We start from the raw sequence: 22,195 nt of genomic DNA, 5'->3' as shown, positions 1-22,195 counted from the left end.
GTGAGGAGCGTCTAAATCGCCCCTCCTAATACTAGGACATAGGAGCGTGCTGTCGAGCGCGCCCGCCATGGCCCGCCTCGAACGAATGAGCCTTCCGCTTGCGCCGAGATCACGCTGCGCTCAGGCGCGGTCGCCAAAACGCAAAAAACGTGATCGGTTTTAGAAGTTCAAGGCGCAATGTGTGCGAAAAACCGCATCTGCTTTTTCGCACCACGCTCCAGAGCGCATCCTGATCGCTCACGCGATGTTCTATGCGAACAGGGCCTTCGTTTTGACGAGCACCTCCGCCAGCCGATCTATCTCAGCGCGGGTGTTATAAAGCGCGAAGGACGCGCGGCAACTGGAGGTCTGGCCGAACTGGGCGAGGAGCGGCATGGCGCAATGGGTGCCGGCGCGCACGGCGACGCCGGAGCGGTCGATCACCGTGGCGACGTCATGCGCATGGGCGTTGTCGAGATTGAAGGCGACGATGGGCCCCTTGTCGGGCGCGCGCCCGTAGATGTGAATCCCCTCGAGGCTCGAGAGCACCGCATGCGCATAATGCGTCAGATCCGCCTCATGGGCGCGAATGGCGGCGCGTCCGACGCTCTCCATATAGTCGAGCGCCGCGCCGAGCCCCACCGCCTGCGCGATCGGCGGCGTTCCGGCCTCGAAGCGCTGCGGCGGCGTGTTATAGGTGACGCTCTCGCGCGTGACGGTCTCGATCATCTCGCCGCCGCCGCAGAAGGGCGGCAGGCTCTCGAGCCATTTCCGCTTGCCGTAGAGCGCGCCAATGCCCGTTGGGCCATAGAGCTTGTGGCCGGTGACGACGTAAAAATCCACGTCCAGCGCCCGCACGTCCACATCGAGATGCACGGCGCCTTGCGACCCGTCGACGAGAACCGGAACCCCATGCGCATGCGCGATGCGCGTGACCTCGGCGATCGGCGTCGGCCAGGCCACCACATTCGACATATGCGTCAGCGCCACGATCTTCGTGCGCGCCGTGAAGAGCTTCTCAAAGTCTTCCAGCGCGAAGCGCCCGTCCGCGTCCACCTCGATCCATTTCAGCACCGCGCCTTTGCGCTCGCGCAGATAATGCCAGGGCACGATGTTGGAGTGATGCTCCATCACCGACAGAATGATCTCGTCGCCCTCGCCGACATGCGCCAGGCCATAGGACGCGGCGACCAGATTGATGGCCTCCGTCGCCCCTCGCGTGAAAATGATCTCGTCGGTCGACTCCGCATTGAGGAAGCGCCGCACGCTCTCGCGCGCGCCCTCATAGGCCTCCGTCGACGCATTGGCGAGATAGTGCAGGCCGCGATGCACATTGGCGTATTCATGCTCGTAAAAGCGCGTCAGCCGATCGATCACCTGACGCGGCTTTTGCGCCGAGGCGGCGTTGTCCAGATAGATGAGCGGCTTGCCGTAAGGCTCTTCCGCAAGGATCGGAAAATCCTTGCGCAGGGCCGCAATGTCGAAGAGCGGCGCGCCCGCGACCGCGCCCAGGGGCATGTTCATGGCGCGCTCCCGCTTGCTTCCGCCGGAATCCGGCGCGGGGCGAGCCAGGCCGACACGCGCGCCGCCAGCGCCTCGCGCAGCGGCTCCGGCTCCAATTGAGCGAAGGCCTCATTGGCGAAGCCTTCGATGAGCAGCGCCTCGGCCTGCGCCTTGGGGATGCCGCGCGCCGTCAGATAGAAGAGCTGATCGGCGTCGAGACGCCCGCAGGTCGCGCCATGGCCGCAGGCCACGTCGTCGGCGAAAATCTCGAGCTCCGGCTTGTTGTTCATCGTCGCCGTGTCCGAAAGCAGCAGCGCCTTCGACTGCATCGAACCGTCCGTCTTCTGCGCCTCGCGCGCCACGCTGATCTTGCCCTGGAACACGCCCGTCGCCGTGTCGTCGACGATCGAGCGGAACGCCTCTCGGCTCTCGCCTTGCGGCGCCAGATGCTCGACCACGAGCGTCGTGTCGGAAAAGCTCGCGCCGCGCAGCAGCGAGGCCCCGTTGAAGCGCACCCGCGCCTTCGCGCCTGTGAGCTTGGCGAAGATCTGCCGGCGCAACAAGCCGCCGCCCTCGATGAGGCTGAAGGAGTCGAGCGAAGCGTCTTCCGCGAGCGTCGCGACAAGGCTCATGACGCTGGCCGCGCCGTCCGCGCGCGCCTCGCTGATGAGACAATGCTCGACCTTCGCGCCCGCGCCGAGCGCCAAAATCAGAAGGTCGTTCTCGAAGCCGCCCGTCTCCGCGCCGGCCGCCGCATGCTCGACGATCGAAACCCGCGCGCCCGCCCCGACCACGATGAGCGAGCGCGTCACCGAAAGCCCCGCGCCCGAGAAGCGGCGCAATAGCGAGAGCGGCGCCGTGATCTCGGCCCCCGGCGGGATGATGAGCGCCACGCCATCCGTCATGAGCGCGCCATTGAGCGCGATGGCGGGATCCTCGATGCGGGGCGCCAGCGCCGCAAGCGCGTCTTCGTCGAGTCGCTGCAGGGCTTCGCTGAGCGAGAGCCGCGTCACGCCCGCGGGCGGCGTCTCGGTCTCGACGAGGCCCGCCGTCGCTGTGGGCGAAAAGTCGCGCAGCGCGCCGCGCAGATCCGTGTAGTGCCAGCTCTCGAGGCGCCGATTGGGCAAGCCGTCGCGCAGGAAGGCGAGCCAGCTGCGTTCGCGCAGATCCGGCGCGCCCGCGGTCTTCTTCTGCTCGAACAAGGAGGCGAAGGCGGCTTCGGTCGCGGAAAGGGCTGGGTTCGCCATGGTCACGCCGCCTCGCCGATGTAATCCTTATAGCCGCTCTCCTCCAATTCGAGAGCGAGCTGCGGACCGCCGCTGCGCTGGATGCGGCCCTTCGCCATCACATGCACCGTGTCCGGTTTGATGTAATCGAGCAGGCGCTGATAATGGGTGATGACGAGGAAGCTGCGCTTCTTGTCGCGCAACGCGTTGACGCCTTCCGACACGACGCGCAAGGCGTCAATGTCGAGGCCGGAGTCGGTTTCGTCCAATATGCCGAGCGAGGGCTCGAGCAGCGCCATCTGCAGAATGTCCATGCGCTTCTTCTCGCCGCCCGAGAAGCCGCTGTTCAAGGGACGGCGCAGCATTTCCTTGCCCACGCCAAGCTTGGCGGCGGCGTCATTGACGCGCTTCATGAGATCGGGGGTCTGCAGCTCCTCCTCGCCGCGGGCGCGTCGCTGCGCGTTGAGCGCGGCCTTCAGGAAGGTCATCGTCGCGACGCCCGGGATCTCGACCGGATATTGAAAGGCCAGAAAAACCCCCTTGGCCGCGCGCTCCCAAGGCGCAAGCTCGAGCAGGCTCAAGCCGTCGAGCCGGATCTCGCCTTGCGTGACCTCATAGCCCTCGCGTCCGGAGATGACATAAGACAGCGTGGACTTGCCCGTGCCGTTCGGACCCATGATGGCGGCCACCTCGCCGTCATGCACCGTGAGGTCCAATCCGTCCAAAATCTTGCGCTCGCCGATCGAGACGTGGAGGTTTTTGATTTCCAGCATGTCAAATCCCAGTTTGGCCTTACGGTGCAGGCGAGAGCCTCACCCAACGCTTCCTTCGAGCGAGATCGAGATGAGCTTTTGCGCCTCGACCGCGAACTCCATCGGCAGCTGCTGCAGCACGTCGCGCACAAAGCCGTTGACGATCAGCGCCGTCGCTTCTTCCGCCGACAGCCCGCGCTGCATGGCGTAAAAAAGCTGATCCTCGCTGATCTTCGAGGTCGTCGCCTCATGCTCGATTTGCGCGCTGGGGTTCTTGCTTTCGATATAGGGAACGGTGTGCGCGCCGCAGAGGTCGCCGATCAAGAGGCTGTCGCAATTGGTGAAGTTGCGCGCGCCTTCGGCCTTGCGATGCGCCGAGATCTGCCCGCGATAGGTGTTCTGCGAGCGCCCCGCCGATATGCCCTTGGAGATGACCCGGCTCTTGGTGTTCTTCCCCAGGTGGATCATCTTCGTGCCGCTGTCGACCTGCTGGCGCCCGTTCGACACCGCGATCGAGTAGAACTCGCCCTGCGAGCCATCGCCGCGCAGCACGCAGGACGGATATTTCCAGGTGATCGCCGAGCCGGTCTCCACCTGCGTCCAGCTGATATGCGAGTTCTTGCCGCGGCAATCGCCGCGCTTCGTCACGAAATTATAGATGCCGCCCTTGCCCTCGCTGTCGCCGGGATACCAGTTCTGCACCGTCGAATATTTGATCTCGGCGTCGTCGAGCGCGACGAGCTCGACGACCGCCGCATGCAGCTGGTTCTCGTCGCGCTTGGGCGCCGTGCAGCCTTCGAGATAGCTCACATAGGAGCCTTCGTCCGCGACGATCAGCGTGCGCTCGAACTGACCGGTGTTCTTCTCATTGATGCGGAAATAGGTCGACAGCTCCATCGGGCAGCGCACGCCCTTCGGCACATAGACGAAGGAGCCGTCCGAATAGACGGCGGAGTTGAGCGTCGCGAAGAAATTGTCGGTGACCGGCACAACCGAGCCGAGATATTTGCGCACGAGCTCGGGATGCTCGCGCACCGCCTCCGAGATCGGGCAGAAGATCACCCCCGCCTTCGCCAGCTCCTCCTTGAAGGTCGTCGCCACCGATACGCTGTCGAAGACCGCGTCGACCGCGACCTTGCGCGTCTCGACGCCCGCGAGAATCTCCTGCTCGCGCAAGGGAATCCCGAGCTTCTCATAAGTGCGCAGCAGCTCGGGATCGACCTCCTCGAGCGTCGCCGGACCCGGCGACGACTTCGGCGCCGAGTAATAATAGAGATCCTGGTAGTCGATCGGCGGATGCTCGACGCGCGCCCAGCGCGGCTCATCCATCGTCAGCCAGCGGCGATAGGCCGCAAGACGCCACTCCGTCAGCCACTCCGGCTCGTTCTTCTTCGCCGAAATAAACCGGACGATCTCTTCCGACAGCCCTTTCGGCGCCTTCTCCGACTCAATATCGGTGACGAAGCCGTATTTATAGGCGTCGACGTCTATCGACTCGACGACGTCCACGGTCTCCTTCAGAGCCGCCATCTTTTTCGTCTCCTCGTCACAACACGTAGCGGGGCCGCCGCCCGGCGCGTCCGAATGCGCGGTGTAGACGCTGACCCAACTGCGCCTGGTCCGTGGATTACTCAAGCAATTACGGCGCCGTCCTTGGATTTGATCCAGGTCCAATCTGACGACGACAAGGGGGGAGCCGGGCCGCGCACCCGAAAAATCCATCTGGCTCAGAAGGAGACGTTGTTCAATTTCGACGATCAATCCAGCGTTCTAAAGCTCGCCTCCGGCGGTCTTCGCGGACGAAGGTCGCCGGAAACGAGGGTTCCTCCGCCGAGAATCAGTGAGCGGCGGCCGTATCATTGCTGGGGAGCACGTCGCGCAGGCGCTTGCCTTCGGCCCAAACGAAACCGGCGCCCGGCTCGGAGCAGTCGATATGCTCGGCCTCGATGAGCTTATCGCACAACATGACGCAAATCGCATCGATCGGCGCGCTTCGGTCATTTTCCTCGGTCATCCGATCGATGGAGATTTCTCCCATTTCTTCATCGTCCACCAGATGGATGATGAAGACCTCTTCGGAACCCGCGACGCCATGCGCGTTCACACGAAAGGTTTCGCCCTTGTACTTGAACTCGCGTATCATTCCTGTCCCTCTAATTTTTTATGGTTGCCTTTGCCCAGCCATCTTACTTCGGTTTGGCTCTCGCTCAATAGCCAACCGCTGGGGCAAGGCAATTTTTGCTCCAGTTACGAGATCTAGGCGTTGAGGCCGCGCGCTCAAAATACGGCGACTCCCCACGGGGCAGGCAGGATTTATGCCGCTTTCCGGACAAGAGTTTTGCAGGCTTTACTACAATGGGGCCTGCGTAACCCGTCGACCGAGGGCGAGAGGACTCGACTCCTCGACCGCAACGTGACCGGAAAGCCTCAGGTCATGCGCGCGCGGCTTCGCCGAGGGCGCAAAGCACGGCGCGGATTGCGTTGCGATTGTCCAACGTCACATAGGGGTAGCCGCTTTCAAGCATCGCAGCCTTTGTCGCCTCGCGCATTTGGGCCAAGCGCCGGCGGGATAGGCTCGGGAACATGTGGTGCTCGATCTGGCTGTTGAGGCCCCCCGTGAGCCAATCGTGAAGTGGCGAGCTCGGCGTGTTGCGCGTTGCGCGCGCTTGCCGGTCATAGAAGCCCTTCGCCTCCGCCGCCTCATAGACTTCCATGCCCGTGTGGTTGAGCACGAAGACGAACGCGAGGATGAATCCGCCGAGAAGCTGCGACGCGAAAAACCAGAGCCAACCTGTCCAGGCCGCGCCCGGCGTTATCAGCCCGGCGAGGGTAAAGCCGACGACCCAATGCGCGACACACAACGTCGCTTCAGTCCATTGCTTGTTTTTCACCGCGACGTCGATGCTTTGCCAGCTCCAATTGAAACGGGCGACCGACAGGATTGGAAAAAACAGCGAGACCTGAAAGCGCGGCAACAGGAAGGTTAGCGCTCGCCCAAGCCCTGCTTGGCGCGCCTTGGCGTTGTATTGGGCTAATGATTTGTCCCAGACGAGCCAAGGGGGCGAGTCGATGTCGCCGTCGATCGGCGCGCGGATTCCGTCTTCTCCGACGCGGCAGGCGTTGGGAAAGGCGTGGTGCAGCTCATGCTTTTCGACCCACCATGTCGAGCCGAAACCCTGGCCCAGCGACACGAGCCGCAACATGATGCGCGCCTTCGTCTCGTTGCGCGGAGCCCACTGACCGTGAGCGAGGTCATGTCCGAGATAGGCCGTGCGCGGGTAATGCAGGCCAAGGATGAGCGCTCCAAGCGCCGCGGCGACGCCGCCTTGAGCCAGAAGGACGAAGGCGAGCGCCGGCGCCGCCACGAGCTCCAGGCCCCGAAGCGCCTTCTCCCACAGCGGCACGCTGTAATAGCCCTTCTCGCGGGCCCAAGCTCTCAGCTCAGCCATGCGCCGAGCCAGTGTTTTCGCGTCCGGCGCGCCGTTTGGATCGACTCCGGCAACCGGAACGATTAGTTGATGATGGGTCAGTGGAACACCCGTGTAGCCATTCGGCTGCATTTATAGGCCGCGACACGCCTATTCACCTTGAGCGAGGCGGTGTCAACCTTCAGCGCTGGGTTCTGGAGCCGCTGTCGCCGATGCGCAGCGCTGACGCTCGATGGCATCGCCCCGTTCATCGCTTCGATTTTGCGTTATCGCCGGCGCTCTTCTTCCGTCTTGCGTCTGCGCCCGCGCCGCCCGCCTTGACGTTCTTGGGTCTGACGCTGTCGCCCAGCCGCTCGATGCGAATATTGTCGCCTCCCGGGCGGCGCATGCAGGCGGCGAACTGCGCCGCCACCGATTCTGCGATTTCAACCCTCGTTTCGTGCTCCATGATTTCGATCGTTCCGATGTCTTGTCTCGTGACGTTTCCTTTTCGGCAGAGCATCGGCAGCAACCATTTCGGATCGGCGTTCTTCGTCCGGCCGATGTCGAGACGAAACCATGCGGCGTCGCTTGCCAGACGAGCCGGACGTCGCGCTTTGCCGGAGCTCACGCTCAACGTCCGGGGCTCGCGCGTCCCCTGACGCTCGGACTCCGGGCCCGGGTCGAAGACGACCTCTGTCGCGGGAAGGCGCGTCCGGTAGAGGCGTACGAGCATCGCGCCGAGCTCTTCGGGCGTCCGCTCAGCAAGGAGCCGCTTCGCCGCCTCGAAATCCTCTTCCGTGGGAGGCTCCAGCAGCAGCGGATCCCGCATCATGCGCGTCTGATCGAGATCACGAATTTCCTCGCCCGAGGGCGGCCCGCTCCAATGGGCGTGGGCGCCGGCGTCTCTAAGCAGCCGCTCGGCGCGGTGGCGACGCGCCGGCGGAATGAGCAGCGCGCTCACGCCCTTGCGGCCCGCGCGCCCCGTTCGGCCGCTGCGATGCTGCAAGCTCTCGGCGTCATGCGGCAGATCGGCGTGAATGACGAGGTCGAGGCTGGGCAGGTCTATGCCGCGCGCTGCGACGTCAGTCGCGATGCAGACCCGCGCCCGCCCGTCGCGCAACGCCTGCATGGAGTGGTTGCGTTCGTGCTGACTGAGCTCGCCCGACAACAGCACGGCTGCGAACCCGCGCTCGAGAAGCATGGCGTGTAGATGGCGAACGGACTCCCGCGTGTTGCAGAACACGATCGCCGTCGGCGCCTCGAAATAACGCAAGAGATTGACGGTCGCGAGCTCCGTCTCTTTCGGCGCGATGCGGACCGCGCGATAGTCGATGTCGCTGTGGCCGCGTTCTCCGCGAGCGACGTCGATCCGTCTCGCGTCGCGCTGATAGCGCCGGGCCAAAACCGATACGCCTCTCGGCATCGTGGCCGAGAACAACAGCGTGCGCCTCTCCCGGGGCGTCGCCTCCAAAATGAATTCGAGGTCCTCGCGAAAGCCCAAGTCGAGCATCTCGTCGGCCTCGTCGAGAACGACGGCCGCGATGCGGGTCGTATCCAGTCCGCCGCGCTCGATGTGATCGCGCAGACGTCCGGGTGTTCCCACGACGATATGGGCGCCAGCCGACAAGGCCCGACGCTCGAGGCGAGCGTCCATTCCGCCGACGCATGCGACGATTCGCGCCGACGCATATTTGTAAAGCCAATCCAGCTCGCGAGCGACCTGCAAGGCGAGCTCGCGCGTCGGCGCGATGATGAGCGCAAGGGGCGCCGTGGCGACGGGAAGGCTTTCGGCTTCGTTGAGAAGCGTGGACGCCATCGCCAAGCCGTATGCGACGGTCTTTCCCGAACCCGTCTGGGCCGAAACGAGCACGTCCGCGGCCTGCGCCGGGTCGGACAACATCGCGGCTTGGACCGGCGTCGGCGAAGTGTAGTTGCGCTCGTTCAGGGCTTTGGCGAGCGCGGGGTTAGCGTTCAGGAATAAGGTCACGGCAGAGTCGCTGGGTAGGCGGCGGCTCGGCTATCGCCGCGCCGCCTTGGGTTCGAAGGAACTCGAGCTCCAAGGAAGGAGGAGGGCGGACCTTACGTCACTTGTGGCGCTCGCGCCATCCTTGGGTGCGACCGCGATTCGGCGAAGAATTCGACGTTCCGCCAGGCGGAATGGAAATCGTCGAGGCGACGCCAAAGCCGAGGTCGAGCCTTTCGGCGTGCGGATGGCGAATGCGGCGTTCGCCACAGCCGATCCTGCCCTGGAAGGTGCGGGCCGCCGCGTTATTTGTCCATATCGCTAGGCGATAGGACCTCCCGCTAGAGCGTGTTCTTACGCGAAAAGGACTAAGCTCCAAATCAAGACTTGGAGCGAGTCAAAGCTTCGCGCTTCTCCGTGACAGGCTCTAGGTCAGGAGCTCGAAATCAGCGAGCTGAGCATTGCAGAGCGCCGCGAGTCAAGACAGCGAGCTTCTCAGGCCGAGCTATGCTCGGCGCGGTTTCCTGCCGGAAACCGATCCGCGCGCTGCGTTTCCCCCCGATTCGCCCTACGCGGCGCTCGACGAGATCGGGCGCGATCTGCCGAGCCTGCTCTATGACAAAGGCTTTCGGGCCTATGCGCGCGCGCTTCGGATTCCTAGGTGGAACGGCCCGGAGTCCGAGCCGGCGCAGCCGCAGCTGCGGCTTTACTACCTGCGCGTGGGTTTCCTCGCCTCCGCCTATGTCAATCAGGTCGGCGAGGAGCCGGCTGCGATTCTTCCCCGTAACATCGCCGAACCTTTGGTTGACGCGGCGAAGCGCCTGCGGCGCCCACCGATCCTCAGCTACGACGGCTATGCGCTCTATAATTGGAAACGTTTTTGCAAGGAGGCTCCGATCGCGCTCGGGAACATCGATACAATTCAAAACTTCGTCCATATGTACGACGAGCATTGGTTTATCCTCGTGCATGTGGAGATCGAGGCGATCGCTGCGGACATCCTCGGGGCGATCGCTTCGATTCATCGCCGGCTGGCGCATGACGAGAACGCAGATATCGACGCCGAGCTGTGGGGCATCCAAAATGCTGTGCAACGACAGGTCGACGTGCTCAAACGCATTCCTGAGCATATGGATTCGTCCCTGTACTACAGGACGTTCCGCCCGTACATTCGATTTTTCGAAAACGTCGCCTATGAAGGGGTCGATCGCGGGCCGATGCAATTTCGCGGCGAAACGGGCGCGCAAAGCAGCATCATGCCGACGTTGATCGCCTTCATGAAAATCCCCCACCAGCGCTCCGTTCTCACGGATCACCTCGATGATATGCGCAACTACATGCCGGCGGAGCATCGCGCGCTCATCAACGAGGTCGAGGGCATGCCCGACATCCGGAAGGCTGCGCGCAAGGAGCCGTTCAACGCGATATTGGAGGCGATGGCGGACTTCCGCCGTGTGCATTTCAGTTGGGCGCAGGAATACATCAATCGAAGGATGGACGATCCACGGGGAACCGGCGGGACGCCCTACATGCGATGGCTGCAACAGATGCTCACCGAAACCGAGGCGCACCGCATTTAAGCTCCCATGAGCGCGCGCGGACTCGACTGTTCCAATGGCCGCCGCGGAGCTCGAGGCGGCTGTGATTGGAACGCTTCTGCTGACTTTGATCTTCAGGACCCGCGTTTACCATGCTATAGAAAAGCGCTCGCTACGCCGAGCCGCCGCTCTGTTTGAGATCGCATTGATTTTTTGGAGGTCGCAGAAATGTCATGCCCTTCGAACAACGACTATGCCTTGCGCTGGACCGCTTTTCTCTCGCTTGTGACAGCCGCCGCCTTCGCCTTCGCTTTCGCTGCCGGCTGGTTGCTTCCCGCTCGTGCGCCCGACAGCACGCGTGAAGCCCGCGGCGCCTCTGCTCAGCATCGCCACGCCGCGCTAAAAACTCACGGCGCAGGCGAGGTCAGCGCTCGCCGATGACGGCGCGGACCATATGTTTGTCGCGGGAGATTTTTGAGCAACACCGGCGCTGCGAGTCTCGCTCGAACTTTTCACGGGCGTCGTAGCGGCGCCCGCCATCGGGGCGGGCGCAGCTGTCGGTCACGCCATCTTCAATCAGCATACCGTTGAGCATTATTGCGACGATGATCGCGGTTCCGGCTTTCCTCCTTCGACGCTTCGTGACGTCCGATCAGACATCCGACAGTCGCGCCGAGAAGGCCGTGGCGGCCCGCGTAATGTCCCGCGACGCCGCCTATGATTGCGCCCTTCAAGCAACCCTGGGCGATGGAAGGCGAGACCGAGACGAGCAAGCCCGCAACCACCGGCGTTGACAAGATCAAGCTTCTCACGTGCAGCGCCTTTGGCTGAGGTGAATCGTGGAAATTAAAACTCGCATCGCAGCTTACTGTTCCCGCCATTTCCCAACTTAGCCTCGACCGTCGACGCCAGTTTCGTAGATCGTCGCCGCATCGTTCCCTAGATTCTACCGCGAGAACGGGGCCTCGTCGGCTGACTCGCTCCGCTTTCGAAGGGCCACCGCAGCCTTGACGATGGTGGGCGGGGCCCTAGCTCTGGCGCTGCAGCCTAGCCGCGCGTCGCTATTGGGAGGGAGCAGGCAATGATCTCGAGACGGAAGGTTCTTACGGCAGGAGCCGCGGGCGCGATGGCCGCTGCGGCGAAGACAGGTCGGGCCGCATCTTTCGGCAATCCGGATGAACCGCCGCAAGGCGCGATCAACGCGACAAACCCCGCGAGCACGACCGATCCCGGTCCGCAAAACCAGACGTTAGCCAGCCAATTTCCGGCGGCGCAGTCCCCGCCCGCGACCGACGTCGGAGACCTCCCTCAGTTCTGGGCCTCGTTCAACAATGCGCCGAAGCGCATTCAAAACGGGGGGTGGGCGCGACAGGTGACGCAGGCGGATTTCGCGATTTCCGAAACCATCTCCGGCGTCAATATGCGGTTGACTGCTGGCGGGATAAGGGAGTTGCATTGGCATCTGGCGGCCGAATGGGCCTATGTGACCTACGGATCCTGCCGAGTCACCGTGCTCGACGATCACGGCCGCGCCTATGTCTCGGACGTGAAAGAGGGCGACCTCTGGTATTTCCCCTCAGGCTTCCCGCATTCGCTGCAAGGGCTCGGTCCCGACGGGTGCGAATTCGTCATCTGCTTCGATGACGGCAAGGCCACCGAATTCAACACCACTCTCGTGACGGATTGGCTCGCGCACACGCCTCCCGAAATTCTCGCGGAAAATTTCGGCGTTCCCGTCGAGGCCTTCTCGAAAATCCCGCTTCACAATCGCTACATCTTTCAGGGCCCGACGCCGGCCGCCTTGGCCACGGTCAAGAAAGCGATGGAGAAACCGGGCGATTTCCCTCCTTATCCCTTCACCTATTCTCTCGCGTCGTCCGCGCCCGTGAAAAAGACAAAGGGCGGAGAGGTCAGAGTCGCGGACAGCCACAATTTCAATGTGTCCAAGACGATCGCCGTGGGGCTCGTCACGATTCGGCCCGGGGCCTTGCGCGAGCTGCACTGGCATCCCAATGCCGACGAATGGGCGTATTGGATCAAAGGCAAGGCGCAAGTCACGGCGTTCGAGACGGGTCCGAACGCCGTCACTTTGAACTTCAGTCCCGGGGATATCGGCTACGTCAAGCGCAACAATGGGCATTATGTCAAGAATATCGGCGATACGGATCTCCAATATATCGAGGTGTTCAGGAGCTCCTATTACGCGGATATCTCGCTGTCCGATTGGCTCACGCATTCGCCGCCGGAGATGGTCGCAGAGACCCTGAACATCGATCAGGCGACAATTGCAAAATTCCCGAACAACAGGCCGCTCGTCATGCCGGAGTGACGCGCGATCGCATGCAGCCGGGCGCAACAGCAGGCAACGAACATGACGGACTTCGATTCCTCGCAGGAGCGCCCGGAGTTGGCGGACGCAGGGCTGGCTTTGCTCAGCTTTGCGTCCGGCAGCATGGACGCGCTCGCTTTTTTCAATCTTGGTGAGGTCTTTCCGTCAGCCATGACGGGCAATACAGCCTTGCTCGGCCTTGCGCTCGGAGGGGGGCATTTGATGCAGGCCTCGCGCCCCTTTACCGCATTTGCGGGGTTTGTCGCGGGCGCCGCCTTGGCCTCAGCCTGCGTGACGCTTTGGCTTTCGAAGCTTGCGACGCCGCGCGCAGTATGGCTGCTTCTTGCTTTCGAAGCCTGTCTTCTCGCCGGATTCGCGCTGGCGTGGCAGTTCATCGACCGGCCGCTTGCGGGCGCCGGCCTCTACGGGCTCATTATCGCAGCTTCGTCGGCAATGGGAATCCAAAGCGTCGCCGCGCGCTTGGTCGGTCGGTTCGGAATTTCCACAGTCGTCTTCACCAGCACGCTGACCTCGATCGTGACCACCGCCACCGAGGCGATGCTGCAGCCGCCACATACCCTGCTGCACGCCACCAAGCAGCAGATTGCAATGTTTCTAACTTATGGACTTGGCGCCGGCTTATGCGGCGCGCTCTTCTCCTATCCGGCCTGGATCGCAGTCTTGCCTTTCGCTTGCGTTGTCGGAGCTGCGGGCTTCCACTGGGCGGCGGAGCGACGGTAGCGGTCACCGTTGTGAAAGCGGGGCTTGGCTTTTAGACGCCGAGCTGCGCTCTCTTGCCAAAATCTCGGAATCGAGGGAGGGTAGATTTCCGGCCGGGTCCATTATCGGGTCGGTTTTCGCATTAAGACTTCTGCGAGGCGTTCAATTTTTGCTCGAGGAGTCTTTGGTGAGCCAATTTCAAATGCGTGAGGGTGGCCATGACGGAATTGCCGCGGTCTAGCCAAGTTGGAAAAGTTTTTTGGGGATCGCTGCTCGCAATTTTCCTTCTCTGCGGGAGCGCGCTGATCTCTTTCAAAATCTGGCCGCCGACGGCTGCGGGAATTTACGCCGCCTTCGTCACGTGGTTATGCGCTGTCGCCTTCTTGGCCCTTCTGTTGCGGGGGGTATCGAAGGCGCACGACTTGTTGAGGGCCCTCGGCGCCATGTGGCGACCCGTCGTCCTCGTTCTTGCCGCCGCCTGGCTTCTCTTTGTCAATGATCAAGGGCGTGATCTCGGCGTCAGCCTCATGGGTGAAAACCAACCCTGGCGCATCGGTTTCCTATTCCTCGCGCTCGTCTATTGGGCGACGAACAACTGGCATACCGCGCGTCTCGGCCTAAACGGCGCGGTCGCTTCCGGCGCGCTCCCGCATCCCACAGGCGATGAGCGGTGGCTTTACTGGCCGCCACGATTGCTCGGCGTTTGCGCGCATCTTTTCGCGGCGATCAATCTATCTCTGGCGGCCTGGGCCCTGCCGGAGGCCGCCTGGGGCGATGACCTTTTGCGCTGGCTTGCTTGGACGGCGCCGCTCGCCATCATTCTTGCGACGGCGATCGTCTGGACCGTCGACTATCTGATGTTTTCGCAAAGATCAGAGCGCGACTTGGCGCTGCTGGCGCGCTGGCTGCTATGGGGGGCTGTGATCGGCGAGACTTTGCTGCTTGGCGGCCTCGTCATCATCGCATTCCGCCGCACCGTACCGCATGGGTTTGTCCCGGCGACCATCGCGATCAGCGGGTCCGCGTTCGTGTTTCTGTTTCTGATTAGTTGGCTTCGGCGAAAGAAGCCAATTGGCGCCATCGCCACCGAGAAAATGCGCAACGAGGATGAGCTGCGGGAACGGCGGGAGATCGTGAGCTTCACCATCGGCCTTTTTGCGGTGGCGGTCGCCGTCGCTGCGGCCGTGTGGTTCAGCCCTACGCATATTGGGCGGTTCTTCGGCTCAATGGTCGTGGCTTATTTCGCCTTCGGAGCCGTGCTCGCCGCCGTCAATTTCTTCGAGCTCGCGGTGGACTTCGCCGTAGAGAAGCAAATCTTCGGCGCCGGAGCCAACAAGCGCGTGGTGCTCGGCTATACGATCGCCTTCGTGCTGGTGCTGGGCTTGGCCAACGCCGTCCTACGGCCTTTTCATCGAGTGCGGCTGTGCGACGGCCAAAACTGCGTTGTCAGCCGAACGCCGCCGGAATTTTCTTTCGTAGCCTCGCCCCAAGACCGGATGACTGTCCAGGAGGCGGCGCAGGCTTGGTATGAGCAGGCGCGGACGGCATACGGCGAGCTGCACGCTGGCGAACCCGTTCCCATGGTGATTGTGGCGACTGCCGGCGGCGGCATCCGCGCGGCCTACTGGACCGCGACAGTCCTCGAGAAATTAGAAAAAGATCTCGAACCTTCTGGCGGTCTGTCGCCGTATCTATTCGCGATCAGCGGCGTATCGGGCGGCAGCGTCGGCGCCGCGGTCTACTCGGCGTCGCTCGCGGCGCGCGCCGAAGGCCTCAAGCCGCACGCGACTGAATTTCTCGCAGACGACTTTCTCGCGCCCGCGCTCGCGACGTGGATATTTGTCGACGCGCCGTCGCAAATCCTGCCGGATTTTGGCCAAGGAGACCGAGGCGTGGCGCTCGAGCAAAGCTTCGAGCACGCCAGCAAGGGCTTTCTGGCGCGGCCCTTCCTCAGCTTCTTTCCCGACAGGGCGACCACGTCGAAGACATGGCGCCCGATCCTCTTGCTGAATGGCACGCATGAGGAGACGGGCAGGCGGATCATCGCCGGACATGTCAAAATCGAGCGCGACGTCTTCGTTGATAGTCTCGATGAGCTCCACATGTTGGGCAGCGATGTTCGCGCGAGCACGGCCGCGCACAATAGCGCGCGCTTCACCTATGTTTCACCCGCAGGCGATCTGGGTCGCGGAAGCGGCTCCGTCATCGACGGCGGATATTTCGAAAACTACGGCGCGCTCTCGGCGCTCGAGCTCGCCCGCGCAGCGCGTGTGGCGCTCAAGGACAAGTCCCCCGGCGTCAAGCTCGTGATCCTCATGATAAGCAGCGATCCGGGGCTCGACGAGACCCGCACGCTGGTGCGCATCAAAGAGGCGCAGAAAGGCGGAAAATGCCTGCTGAGCAACGCCGAGCGTGAACATCCGCCGACCCCGCCAGGAGAGGCTTCGACGGACGCGAAAAGAGTCGGCGACCCAGCGAATTATCTCTCCCTTGATCCGGTACAAGTCGAGAACGCCTATATCAACGAGTTTTCCGCGCCGTTTCAGGGGCTCGTGCATGTGCGAGAAGCGCATGGCACCAGAGCCGCGGCCGAGCTCGCCGCGGAAATCTGCGCCGAGTTCGACGACCTTCTGAAGCCTGCTGTAACGAATTCATCAGGCGCGCCATCCCCTCAAGCCCGCCTTGCCAAGACCTTCGCCAACTCGAAGGAGATGCTCGTCACGCAATCCACTCCAGTGACCGCAACATTGCAAGCGCCTTACTTCGCCCATATGGCGATGTGCAGGGCGCATAAAGACGGCGCGCCGCTGCCTGTCCAGGCGCCGCTGGGCTGGGTGTTGTCGGAGTCGACACGCGAAGCCTTTGTCCCCCTTCTCCACGAGTGCGGCAACAAACAGGAGCTCGAGCAGCTCGAAGTCTCGCTCGGCAAGGCGATGGAGACCACAGATCGAAGCCATTAGGCGCTTCTAATTTCGACCTCTGACCTACAATCAGGGAGATCGCCTCGTCGCCCTCCTCGGACGCTGCTTGCGCTTCAGGCTTTACCTTTCGCCGTCGATAGGCCAACGTCCTGCCCGTCCGCTCCTGCTGTTGGCTGCGCCATCCGAGCGCCTGAACTGACGTGGATCGTTGCTATGACGAAACGCCTCGCGCGGCTTTGCTTGATTCTGATCTCCTTGGCGCTGGCCGCTTGCGGCAGCGCCGCCGAGGACGGAGCCACGCCGACTTCGGTCGCCTGCAGGGTCGGACCCGACTGCGACCGCAAATGGGCGAGAGCGATCGCCTGGGTCGAGCAAAACGCCTGCTACAAGATCGAGAAGGTCGACGCCTGGCGCATCCAAACTTTCGGGCCTTATGGAAAGAGCGAGGGAACCGCGATCGCGATCGATAAGGTCGCATCGGGCGACGGCTGGGCGCAGTTGTTCATCCATGTGAGCTGCGCGAATATTGTCACTTGCTATCCGAGCGTGACGGCGCAGAAAATCTCCTTCTTTGAATATGTAAGCGGCGGCTCGAACGATGTCGTGCCCATACACCCTCCGTTCCCCCAGGCCCATCCGATTCCCGGTCTCGGCGATCCGCTCGTTCTCCTCCGCTGAAGCGACTGGCGTCTTTCTGCACGCCGCTATCGGCCTCCATTCGATAAAGACGCTGGGGCTGAAGAGCGCGCCGACCGCTGTTATTTGCGTCGCGCTCTAGCCGGCGGAAGGCCCCACGCCGAGGACGAGCGCGCGGCAGGCCGGCTTGATGGGTCGGCTCGCCACCCTAATTTTCTCGTGTCCTTGTCGCGCGTGGACCGACGTCATGACGCTCTCCAACTCAAACGCTGCGTTAGACCAGCGCTGCATCAATGCGATACGATTTCTCTCGGTCGACATGGTGCAGAAGGCCGACAGCGGACATCCAGGTTTACCGCTGGGGGCCGCGCCCATGGCCTATGTGCTGTGGTCTCGGTTTCTCAAGCACAACCCGAAAAATCCGAAATGGAACGACCGCGATCGCTTTGTGCTGTCCGCGGGACACGGCTCGGCGCTTCTCTATTCGCTCTTGCATCTTACCGGTTATGACCTGCCGCTCCAGGAAATCGAGCGCTTTCGGCAATGGGACAGCAAGGCGCCGGGCCATCCTGAGCGCGGGCTGACGCCCGGCGTCGAAATTACGACCGGGCCGCTCGGCCAGGGCTTCGCCAATGCGGTCGGTTTCGCGATCGCGGAACGCCATCTCGCAATGAGCTTCAACCGCCCCGGCTTTGATGTCATTGACCACCGCACCTTTGTGATCATGAGCGACGGCGACATGATGGAGGGCGTCGCCGCCGAGGCCGCTTCGCTCGCCGGTCATCTGCGATTGGGCAAGCTCATCTGCCTGTACGACGAAAATCATGTCACGCTTTCCGCGGGCACTGACATGGCCTTTACTGAAAATTGCGGCGAGCGCTTCGACGCCTATGGCTGGCATGTGCAGGAGGTCGCGAACGGCAACGATCTTTCGGCGCTGGACGCGGCCTTGCGCGCCGCCTGTGACGAGGCGGACCGTCCGTCCTTGATCCGCGTGCGCACGCATCTCGGCTATGGCTCGCCGCACAAGCAGGACAGTTTCGAGGCGCATGGCTCGCCGCTGGGCGCGGACGAGGTGCGCCTGACCAAGCAGAACCTCGGCTGGCCGACCGAACCCACATTCCTCGTGCCTCAAGACGTCGCAAGCCACATGCGCGAAGCGATCGCGCGCGGTTGCAAGCTCGAGGAGGAATGGAGCCGAGAGCTCGAGCGTTACGAAGAAAAATATGCGGAGCTGGCGGAATCTCTGCAACAGGCGTGGCGCGGAGAGCTCCCTGACGGATGGGACAGCGACATCCCCGAATTTCAAGCCGACGCCAAAGGCGAGGCCACGCGCGTCTCCGCCGGCAAGGTCATGAATGCGATCGCGCCGAAGCTTCCGGCGCTCATCGGAGGCTCGGCCGACCTCAATCCTTCGACCTTCACCGCTCTGAAGGGGCTTGGCGATTTCGAGCCGGAGAGCGCGCCGCCGGGGCATCAAACGAACGGAGCCTGGAGCTATGCCGGCCGGAACATCTGGTTCGGCGTGCGCGAGCATGCGATGGGGGCCGTGGTCAACGGTCTGGCCGCGCATGGCGGCGCCTTGCCTTTCGGCGCGACCTTTCTGATCTTCTCCGACTATATGCGCCCGCCCATCCGACTTGCGTCGATCATGCAGCTGCATGTCGTCTTCGTCTTCACGCATGACAGCGTGGCGCTCGGCGAGGACGGGCCGACGCATCAGCCTGTCGAGCAGCTTGCAAGCCTGCGCGCAATCCCCGGGCTCACGGTCATCAGGCCGGCAGACGCCAATGAGACAGCAGAGGCTTGGCGCGTCGCGGTCGCCGCCGAGAATCGTCCGGTGGCGCTGGCGCTATCGCGTCAGAAGGCGCCGACGCTCGATCGCAGCCGCTACGCGCCCGCGGAGGGACTACGCCGCGGCGCCTATGTCCTCGCCGACGCGCCCAATGGCAAGACGGATGCGGTGCTGATCGCCTCCGGAAGCGAGGTCAATCTGATCGTCGAAGCCCAAAAGAAGTTGGAGGAACGCGGCATTCACGCGCGCGCCGTGTCCATGCCGAGCTGGGAACTCTTCGAGGCGCAGCCGAAGACCTATCGCGACGAGATCTTCCCGCGAGATGTCCCCGCGCGGCTCGCCGTCGAGGCCGGCGCCACGCAAGGCTGGAGCCGCTATGTCGGCGATCGCGGCGACGTCCTGGGCTTGGATCATTTCGGCGCGTCGGCGCCAGGCGAGGTCACGCTGCGAGAGTTCGGCTTCAGCGTGGAGAACGTATGCAAGCGCGTCGAAGCCTTGCTCTAGCTCTAAAGCTTGTTCGAGCAGGACTATTCGAGCGATGAGAAGGCACGGAGAAATGTCGAGGGTCGCGTCATGAATGCGTTGAATGATCTGGACGCCTGCGGCCAGTCGGTGTGGATCGATTTCCTCAAGCGAAGCTTCGTCGAAGGCGGCGAGCTGCGCATGCGCATGGAACGCGACAGCCTGAGAGGCGCAACCTCCAATCCGTCAATCTTCGAGAAGGCGATTGGCGAGAGCAACGAATATGACGCCGGGCTCAAGGCGGTCCAGTCGCAAGGCGATCACAGCATATCGGAGATATACGAGGCGCTCGCAATCGAGGACATCCGGAATGCAGCCGATGTCCTGCGTCCTATCTACGATCGCACGCAAGGAAGGGACGGATTCATCAGCCTGGAGTGCTCGCCCTACGTTGCAAACGACACCGAGGCCACGATGGCCGAGGCGCTCCATCTTTGGCGAGCCGTCGCGCGCCCGAACCTGATGGTCAAGGTCCCGGCGACGGAAGCCGGCCTGCCGGCGATTCGCGCGCTGATCGCGCAGGGGATCAACGTCAATATCACGCTGCTGTTTTCAGTCGACGTCTATGAACGGGTCGCCGACGCCTACATGGCGGGCCTTGAGGATCTGCTGCGGGCGGGCGGCGACGTTTCAAAGGTCGCGAGCGTCGCGAGCTTCTTCGTCAGCCGCATCGACACGGCCGTGGACAAGCTGCTGGACGGCGCAAAGAACGAGGGCGCGCTGCGGCTCAAGGGCAAGACGGCGATCGCCAACGCCAAGGTCGCCTATGCGGTGTTCAAGTCGCTTGTCGCCGGAGCGCGCTGGCGGCGCCTCGCAGACGCCGGAGCGAAGGTCCAGCGCCTTCTCTGGGCTTCGACGAGCACGAAGAACGCCGCTTACAAGGATACGATTTACGTCGAGGAGCTTATTGGACGGGATACGGTCAACACCTTGCCGCCCGCGACGCTGGACGCCTTCCGCGACCATGGCGTCGTCACGCCGGATGCGATCGAGCGCGATTTGCCGCAAGCGCAGGCCGACCTCGCGGCGCTCGCCGACTATGGCGTTAGCTTGGACGAGGTCACGCAGGCTCTTACGGAGGAGGGCGTCCGGCTCTTCGCCGACTCTTTCGACAAGCTGCTCGCGGCAATCGCTCAGCGGCGATTGGGGCTGATTGACGGCCCGCAGCCGAGCTTCGCCTTCGGCATGAATTCATGCGATGCGCAAAGGCGCTATGAGGAAGAGCTCGAGAGATGGCGCAAGGATGGCAATGTCCGGCGTCTCTGGGCGGGGGACGCCTCGCTTTGGAGCGGCGCCGACGAGAGCCAATGGCTCGGCTGGCTGCGCATCGTCGACGCCGAGCTCGAGCGCGTCTCCGAGCTTGAAGATTTCGCCGCGCAAGTGAAGCGGCTAGGGTGCTCCGACGCGCTGCTCCTCGGCATGGGCGGCTCGAGCCTGGCGCCGGAGGTCATGGCCGAAACCTTCGGGCCTCAGCCCGGCTGGCCGAAGCTCCACGTGCTCGACAGCACCGATCCCGCCCAGATCGAGGCGACCGAAAGGGCGCTCGACATCGACAAGACCCTTGTGATCGTGTCATCGAAATCCGGCGGCACGCTCGAGCCGAACATTCTGTTCGACTATTTCTTTGATCGCATCGCCACTTCCCGCGGACGCGACCGGGCCGGGGAGCGTTTCATCGCCGTAACCGACAGAGGGTCCTCGCTGGAGAGGCGCGCCCGTGAGGCGGGCTTCGCGCGCGTCTTCTTCGGCGACGCGAGCATTGGCGGCCGCTACTCCGCCTTGTCGCGCTTCGGTCTCGTGCCGGCGGCGGCGATGGGGCTCGACGTGCGGCGCCTGCTCGTAAACGCCAAGATCATGATGCGCTCCTGTGGTCCGGATGCGCCGCCGGCGCAGAACCCCGGCGTGCGACTTGGCGTCGCGATTGGCGTGGCGACGCGATGGCGCGCGCGCGACAAGGTCACGATCATCGCATCGCCGGCTTTCGGGGCCATTGCGGCTTGGCTGGAGCAGCTTTTCGCCGAGAGCACGGGCAAGCAGGGGAAAGGCTTGATCCCCATCGCGGACGAGCCGCTTGCCGCGGTCGAGCGCTACGGTCAGGATCGCTTCTTCGTCTATATCGAGCTCGAAGGGCGTGCGGACATGCGCCAGCAACAGCTCGTCGAAGCGTTGGGGCGGGCGGGTCATCCGGTCGCCCGCGTTCTCGTGCGGGATGTCGGGAATTTGGGTCAGGAGTTCTTCCGATTTGAAATCGCGACCGTCGTCGCCGGCGCGGTGCTCGGCGTCAACGCCTTCGACCAGCCCGACGTCGAGGCCAGCAAGGCGAACACGCGCGCCTTGACCGAGGAATATGAAAAGTCGCATCGGCTGCCCGACCAGGAGCCGCTCTTCAGCGAGAACGGTCTCGCGCTCTACTCCGACGGAGAATACGGGGCCAAGCTCGGCCGGCACAACACGCTGACGGGATATCTTCGCCGCCATCTCGCTCAAGCCGACGCGCTGAGAGGCGATTACTTCGCCCTGCTTGCCTATCTCGAACGCAATGAGGCGCACATCCGCGCGCTCAACGAATTGCGGGCCCTGATCCACGAACGCACGCTTTCAGCTTCTTGCCTCGGCTTCGGGCCTCGCTTTCAGCACTCGACGGGCCAGGCCTATAAGGGCGGCCCGAATTCGGGGGTCTTTCTGCAGATCACTTGCCACGAAGCAAAAGACATCGCCGTTCCCGGCCACGCCTATTCTTTCGGCGTTGTGGAGGCGGCGCAGGCGCGCGGCGATTTCGACGCCATGGTCGAGAGAGGACGCCGCGCGCTCCGCGTGCATCTCAAGGACGCGCAAACGGGCCTTGCAGATCTTTACGGCGCAGTGGAGGCTGCGCTGCGCTAGCTTCAAGGAGAAAACTTT

15 protein-coding genes are annotated in these 22,195 nt (G+C 63.2%); 7 read left to right on the top strand and 8 right to left on the bottom strand.

Translation table 11 applies throughout. The features are described from left to right. Positions 1–249: 249 nt before the first annotated feature. The 7 genes from QMG80_RS00755 to QMG80_RS00725 all read right to left on the bottom strand — a co-directional run bounded on the left by QMG80_RS00755 (position 250) and on the right by QMG80_RS00725 (position 8,857). Positions 250–1,503, bottom strand: a complete 1,254-nt coding sequence (locus tag QMG80_RS00755; RefSeq protein ID WP_085771078.1) for a cysteine desulfurase — start codon at positions 1,501–1,503, stop codon at positions 250–252. After that, a complete protein-coding gene (gene sufD / locus QMG80_RS00750) occupies positions 1,500–2,729 on the bottom strand; it encodes a Fe-S cluster assembly protein SufD (RefSeq protein WP_085770676.1) in 1,230 nt (409 codons plus the stop codon). Before sufD ends, QMG80_RS00755 begins: the two co-directional genes overlap by 4 nt. A gap of 2 nt (positions 2,730–2,731) precedes the next feature. After that, positions 2,732–3,481: a Fe-S cluster assembly ATPase SufC gene (gene sufC, locus QMG80_RS00745; protein ID WP_085770675.1), complete on the bottom strand. Its 750-nt coding sequence runs from the start codon at positions 3,479–3,481 to the stop codon at positions 2,732–2,734. Positions 3,482–3,520: 39 nt separating this feature from the next. Then, on the bottom strand, positions 3,521–4,990 hold the full coding sequence (gene sufB, locus QMG80_RS00740; RefSeq protein WP_085770674.1) for a Fe-S cluster assembly protein SufB: 1,470 nt from the start codon (positions 4,988–4,990) through the stop codon (positions 3,521–3,523). A 307-nt stretch (positions 4,991–5,297) separates the two neighbouring features. Next, positions 5,298–5,603, bottom strand: a complete 306-nt coding sequence (locus QMG80_RS00735; RefSeq protein WP_085771077.1) for a hypothetical protein — start codon at positions 5,601–5,603, stop codon at positions 5,298–5,300. Between the two features lie 289 nt (positions 5,604–5,892). Further along, positions 5,893–6,909, bottom strand: a complete 1,017-nt coding sequence (locus QMG80_RS00730; RefSeq protein ID WP_245300135.1) for a fatty acid desaturase — start codon at positions 6,907–6,909, stop codon at positions 5,893–5,895. A 226-nt stretch (positions 6,910–7,135) separates the two neighbouring features. Then, entirely contained in the window at positions 7,136–8,857 is a 1,722-nt protein-coding gene (locus QMG80_RS00725; RefSeq protein WP_085771076.1) for a DEAD/DEAH box helicase, read from the bottom strand. Between the two features lie 437 nt (positions 8,858–9,294). On the opposite strand from QMG80_RS00725, the gene QMG80_RS00720 reads away from it, so the two are divergent. Beyond that, positions 9,295–10,413 (top strand): PrnB family protein, encoded by a 1,119-nt coding sequence (locus QMG80_RS00720; protein WP_085771075.1) that lies wholly within the window; start codon positions 9,295–9,297, stop codon positions 10,411–10,413. A gap of 530 nt (positions 10,414–10,943) precedes the next feature. On the opposite strand, the gene QMG80_RS00715 is transcribed toward QMG80_RS00720, so the two are convergent. Further along, complete coding sequence (locus QMG80_RS00715) at positions 10,944–11,183, bottom strand: hypothetical protein (protein ID WP_085773586.1); 240 nt, start codon at positions 11,181–11,183, stop codon at positions 10,944–10,946. 269 nt (positions 11,184–11,452) lie between these two features. Between QMG80_RS00715 and QMG80_RS00710 the strand changes: the two genes are divergently transcribed. The 6 genes from QMG80_RS00710 (at position 11,453) to QMG80_RS00685 (ending at position 22,177) form a co-directional block, all read left to right on the top strand. Then, on the top strand, positions 11,453–12,700 hold the full coding sequence (locus tag QMG80_RS00710) for a cupin domain-containing protein (RefSeq protein ID WP_085771073.1): 1,248 nt from the start codon (positions 11,453–11,455) through the stop codon (positions 12,698–12,700). Positions 12,701–12,742: 42 nt separating this feature from the next. After that, positions 12,743–13,441, top strand: a complete 699-nt coding sequence (locus QMG80_RS00705; protein ID WP_085771072.1) for a YoaK family protein — start codon at positions 12,743–12,745, stop codon at positions 13,439–13,441. Positions 13,442–13,842: 401 nt separating this feature from the next. Continuing rightward, on the top strand, positions 13,843–16,380 hold the full coding sequence (locus tag QMG80_RS00700) for a patatin-like phospholipase domain-containing protein (protein ID WP_158658659.1): 2,538 nt from the start codon (positions 13,843–13,845) through the stop codon (positions 16,378–16,380). Between the two features lie 174 nt (positions 16,381–16,554). Further along, entirely contained in the window at positions 16,555–17,019 is a 465-nt protein-coding gene (locus tag QMG80_RS00695) for a hypothetical protein (protein ID WP_085771070.1), read from the top strand. Positions 17,020–17,224: 205 nt separating this feature from the next. Further along, entirely contained in the window at positions 17,225–19,276 is a 2,052-nt protein-coding gene (gene tkt, locus QMG80_RS00690; protein WP_085771069.1) for a transketolase, read from the top strand. A 69-nt stretch (positions 19,277–19,345) separates the two neighbouring features. Continuing rightward, positions 19,346–22,177, top strand: a complete 2,832-nt coding sequence (locus QMG80_RS00685; RefSeq protein WP_085773585.1) for a bifunctional transaldolase/phosoglucose isomerase — start codon at positions 19,346–19,348, stop codon at positions 22,175–22,177. Positions 22,178–22,195 lie beyond the last annotated feature (18 nt).

Source organism: Methylocystis bryophila, from assembly GCF_027925445.1.
Taxonomy (GTDB): Bacteria; Pseudomonadota; Alphaproteobacteria; order Rhizobiales; family Beijerinckiaceae; genus Methylocystis; species Methylocystis bryophila.
The sequence above is the reverse complement of the archived record's forward strand: the minus strand, read 5'-3'. Positions and strand labels throughout refer to the sequence as shown.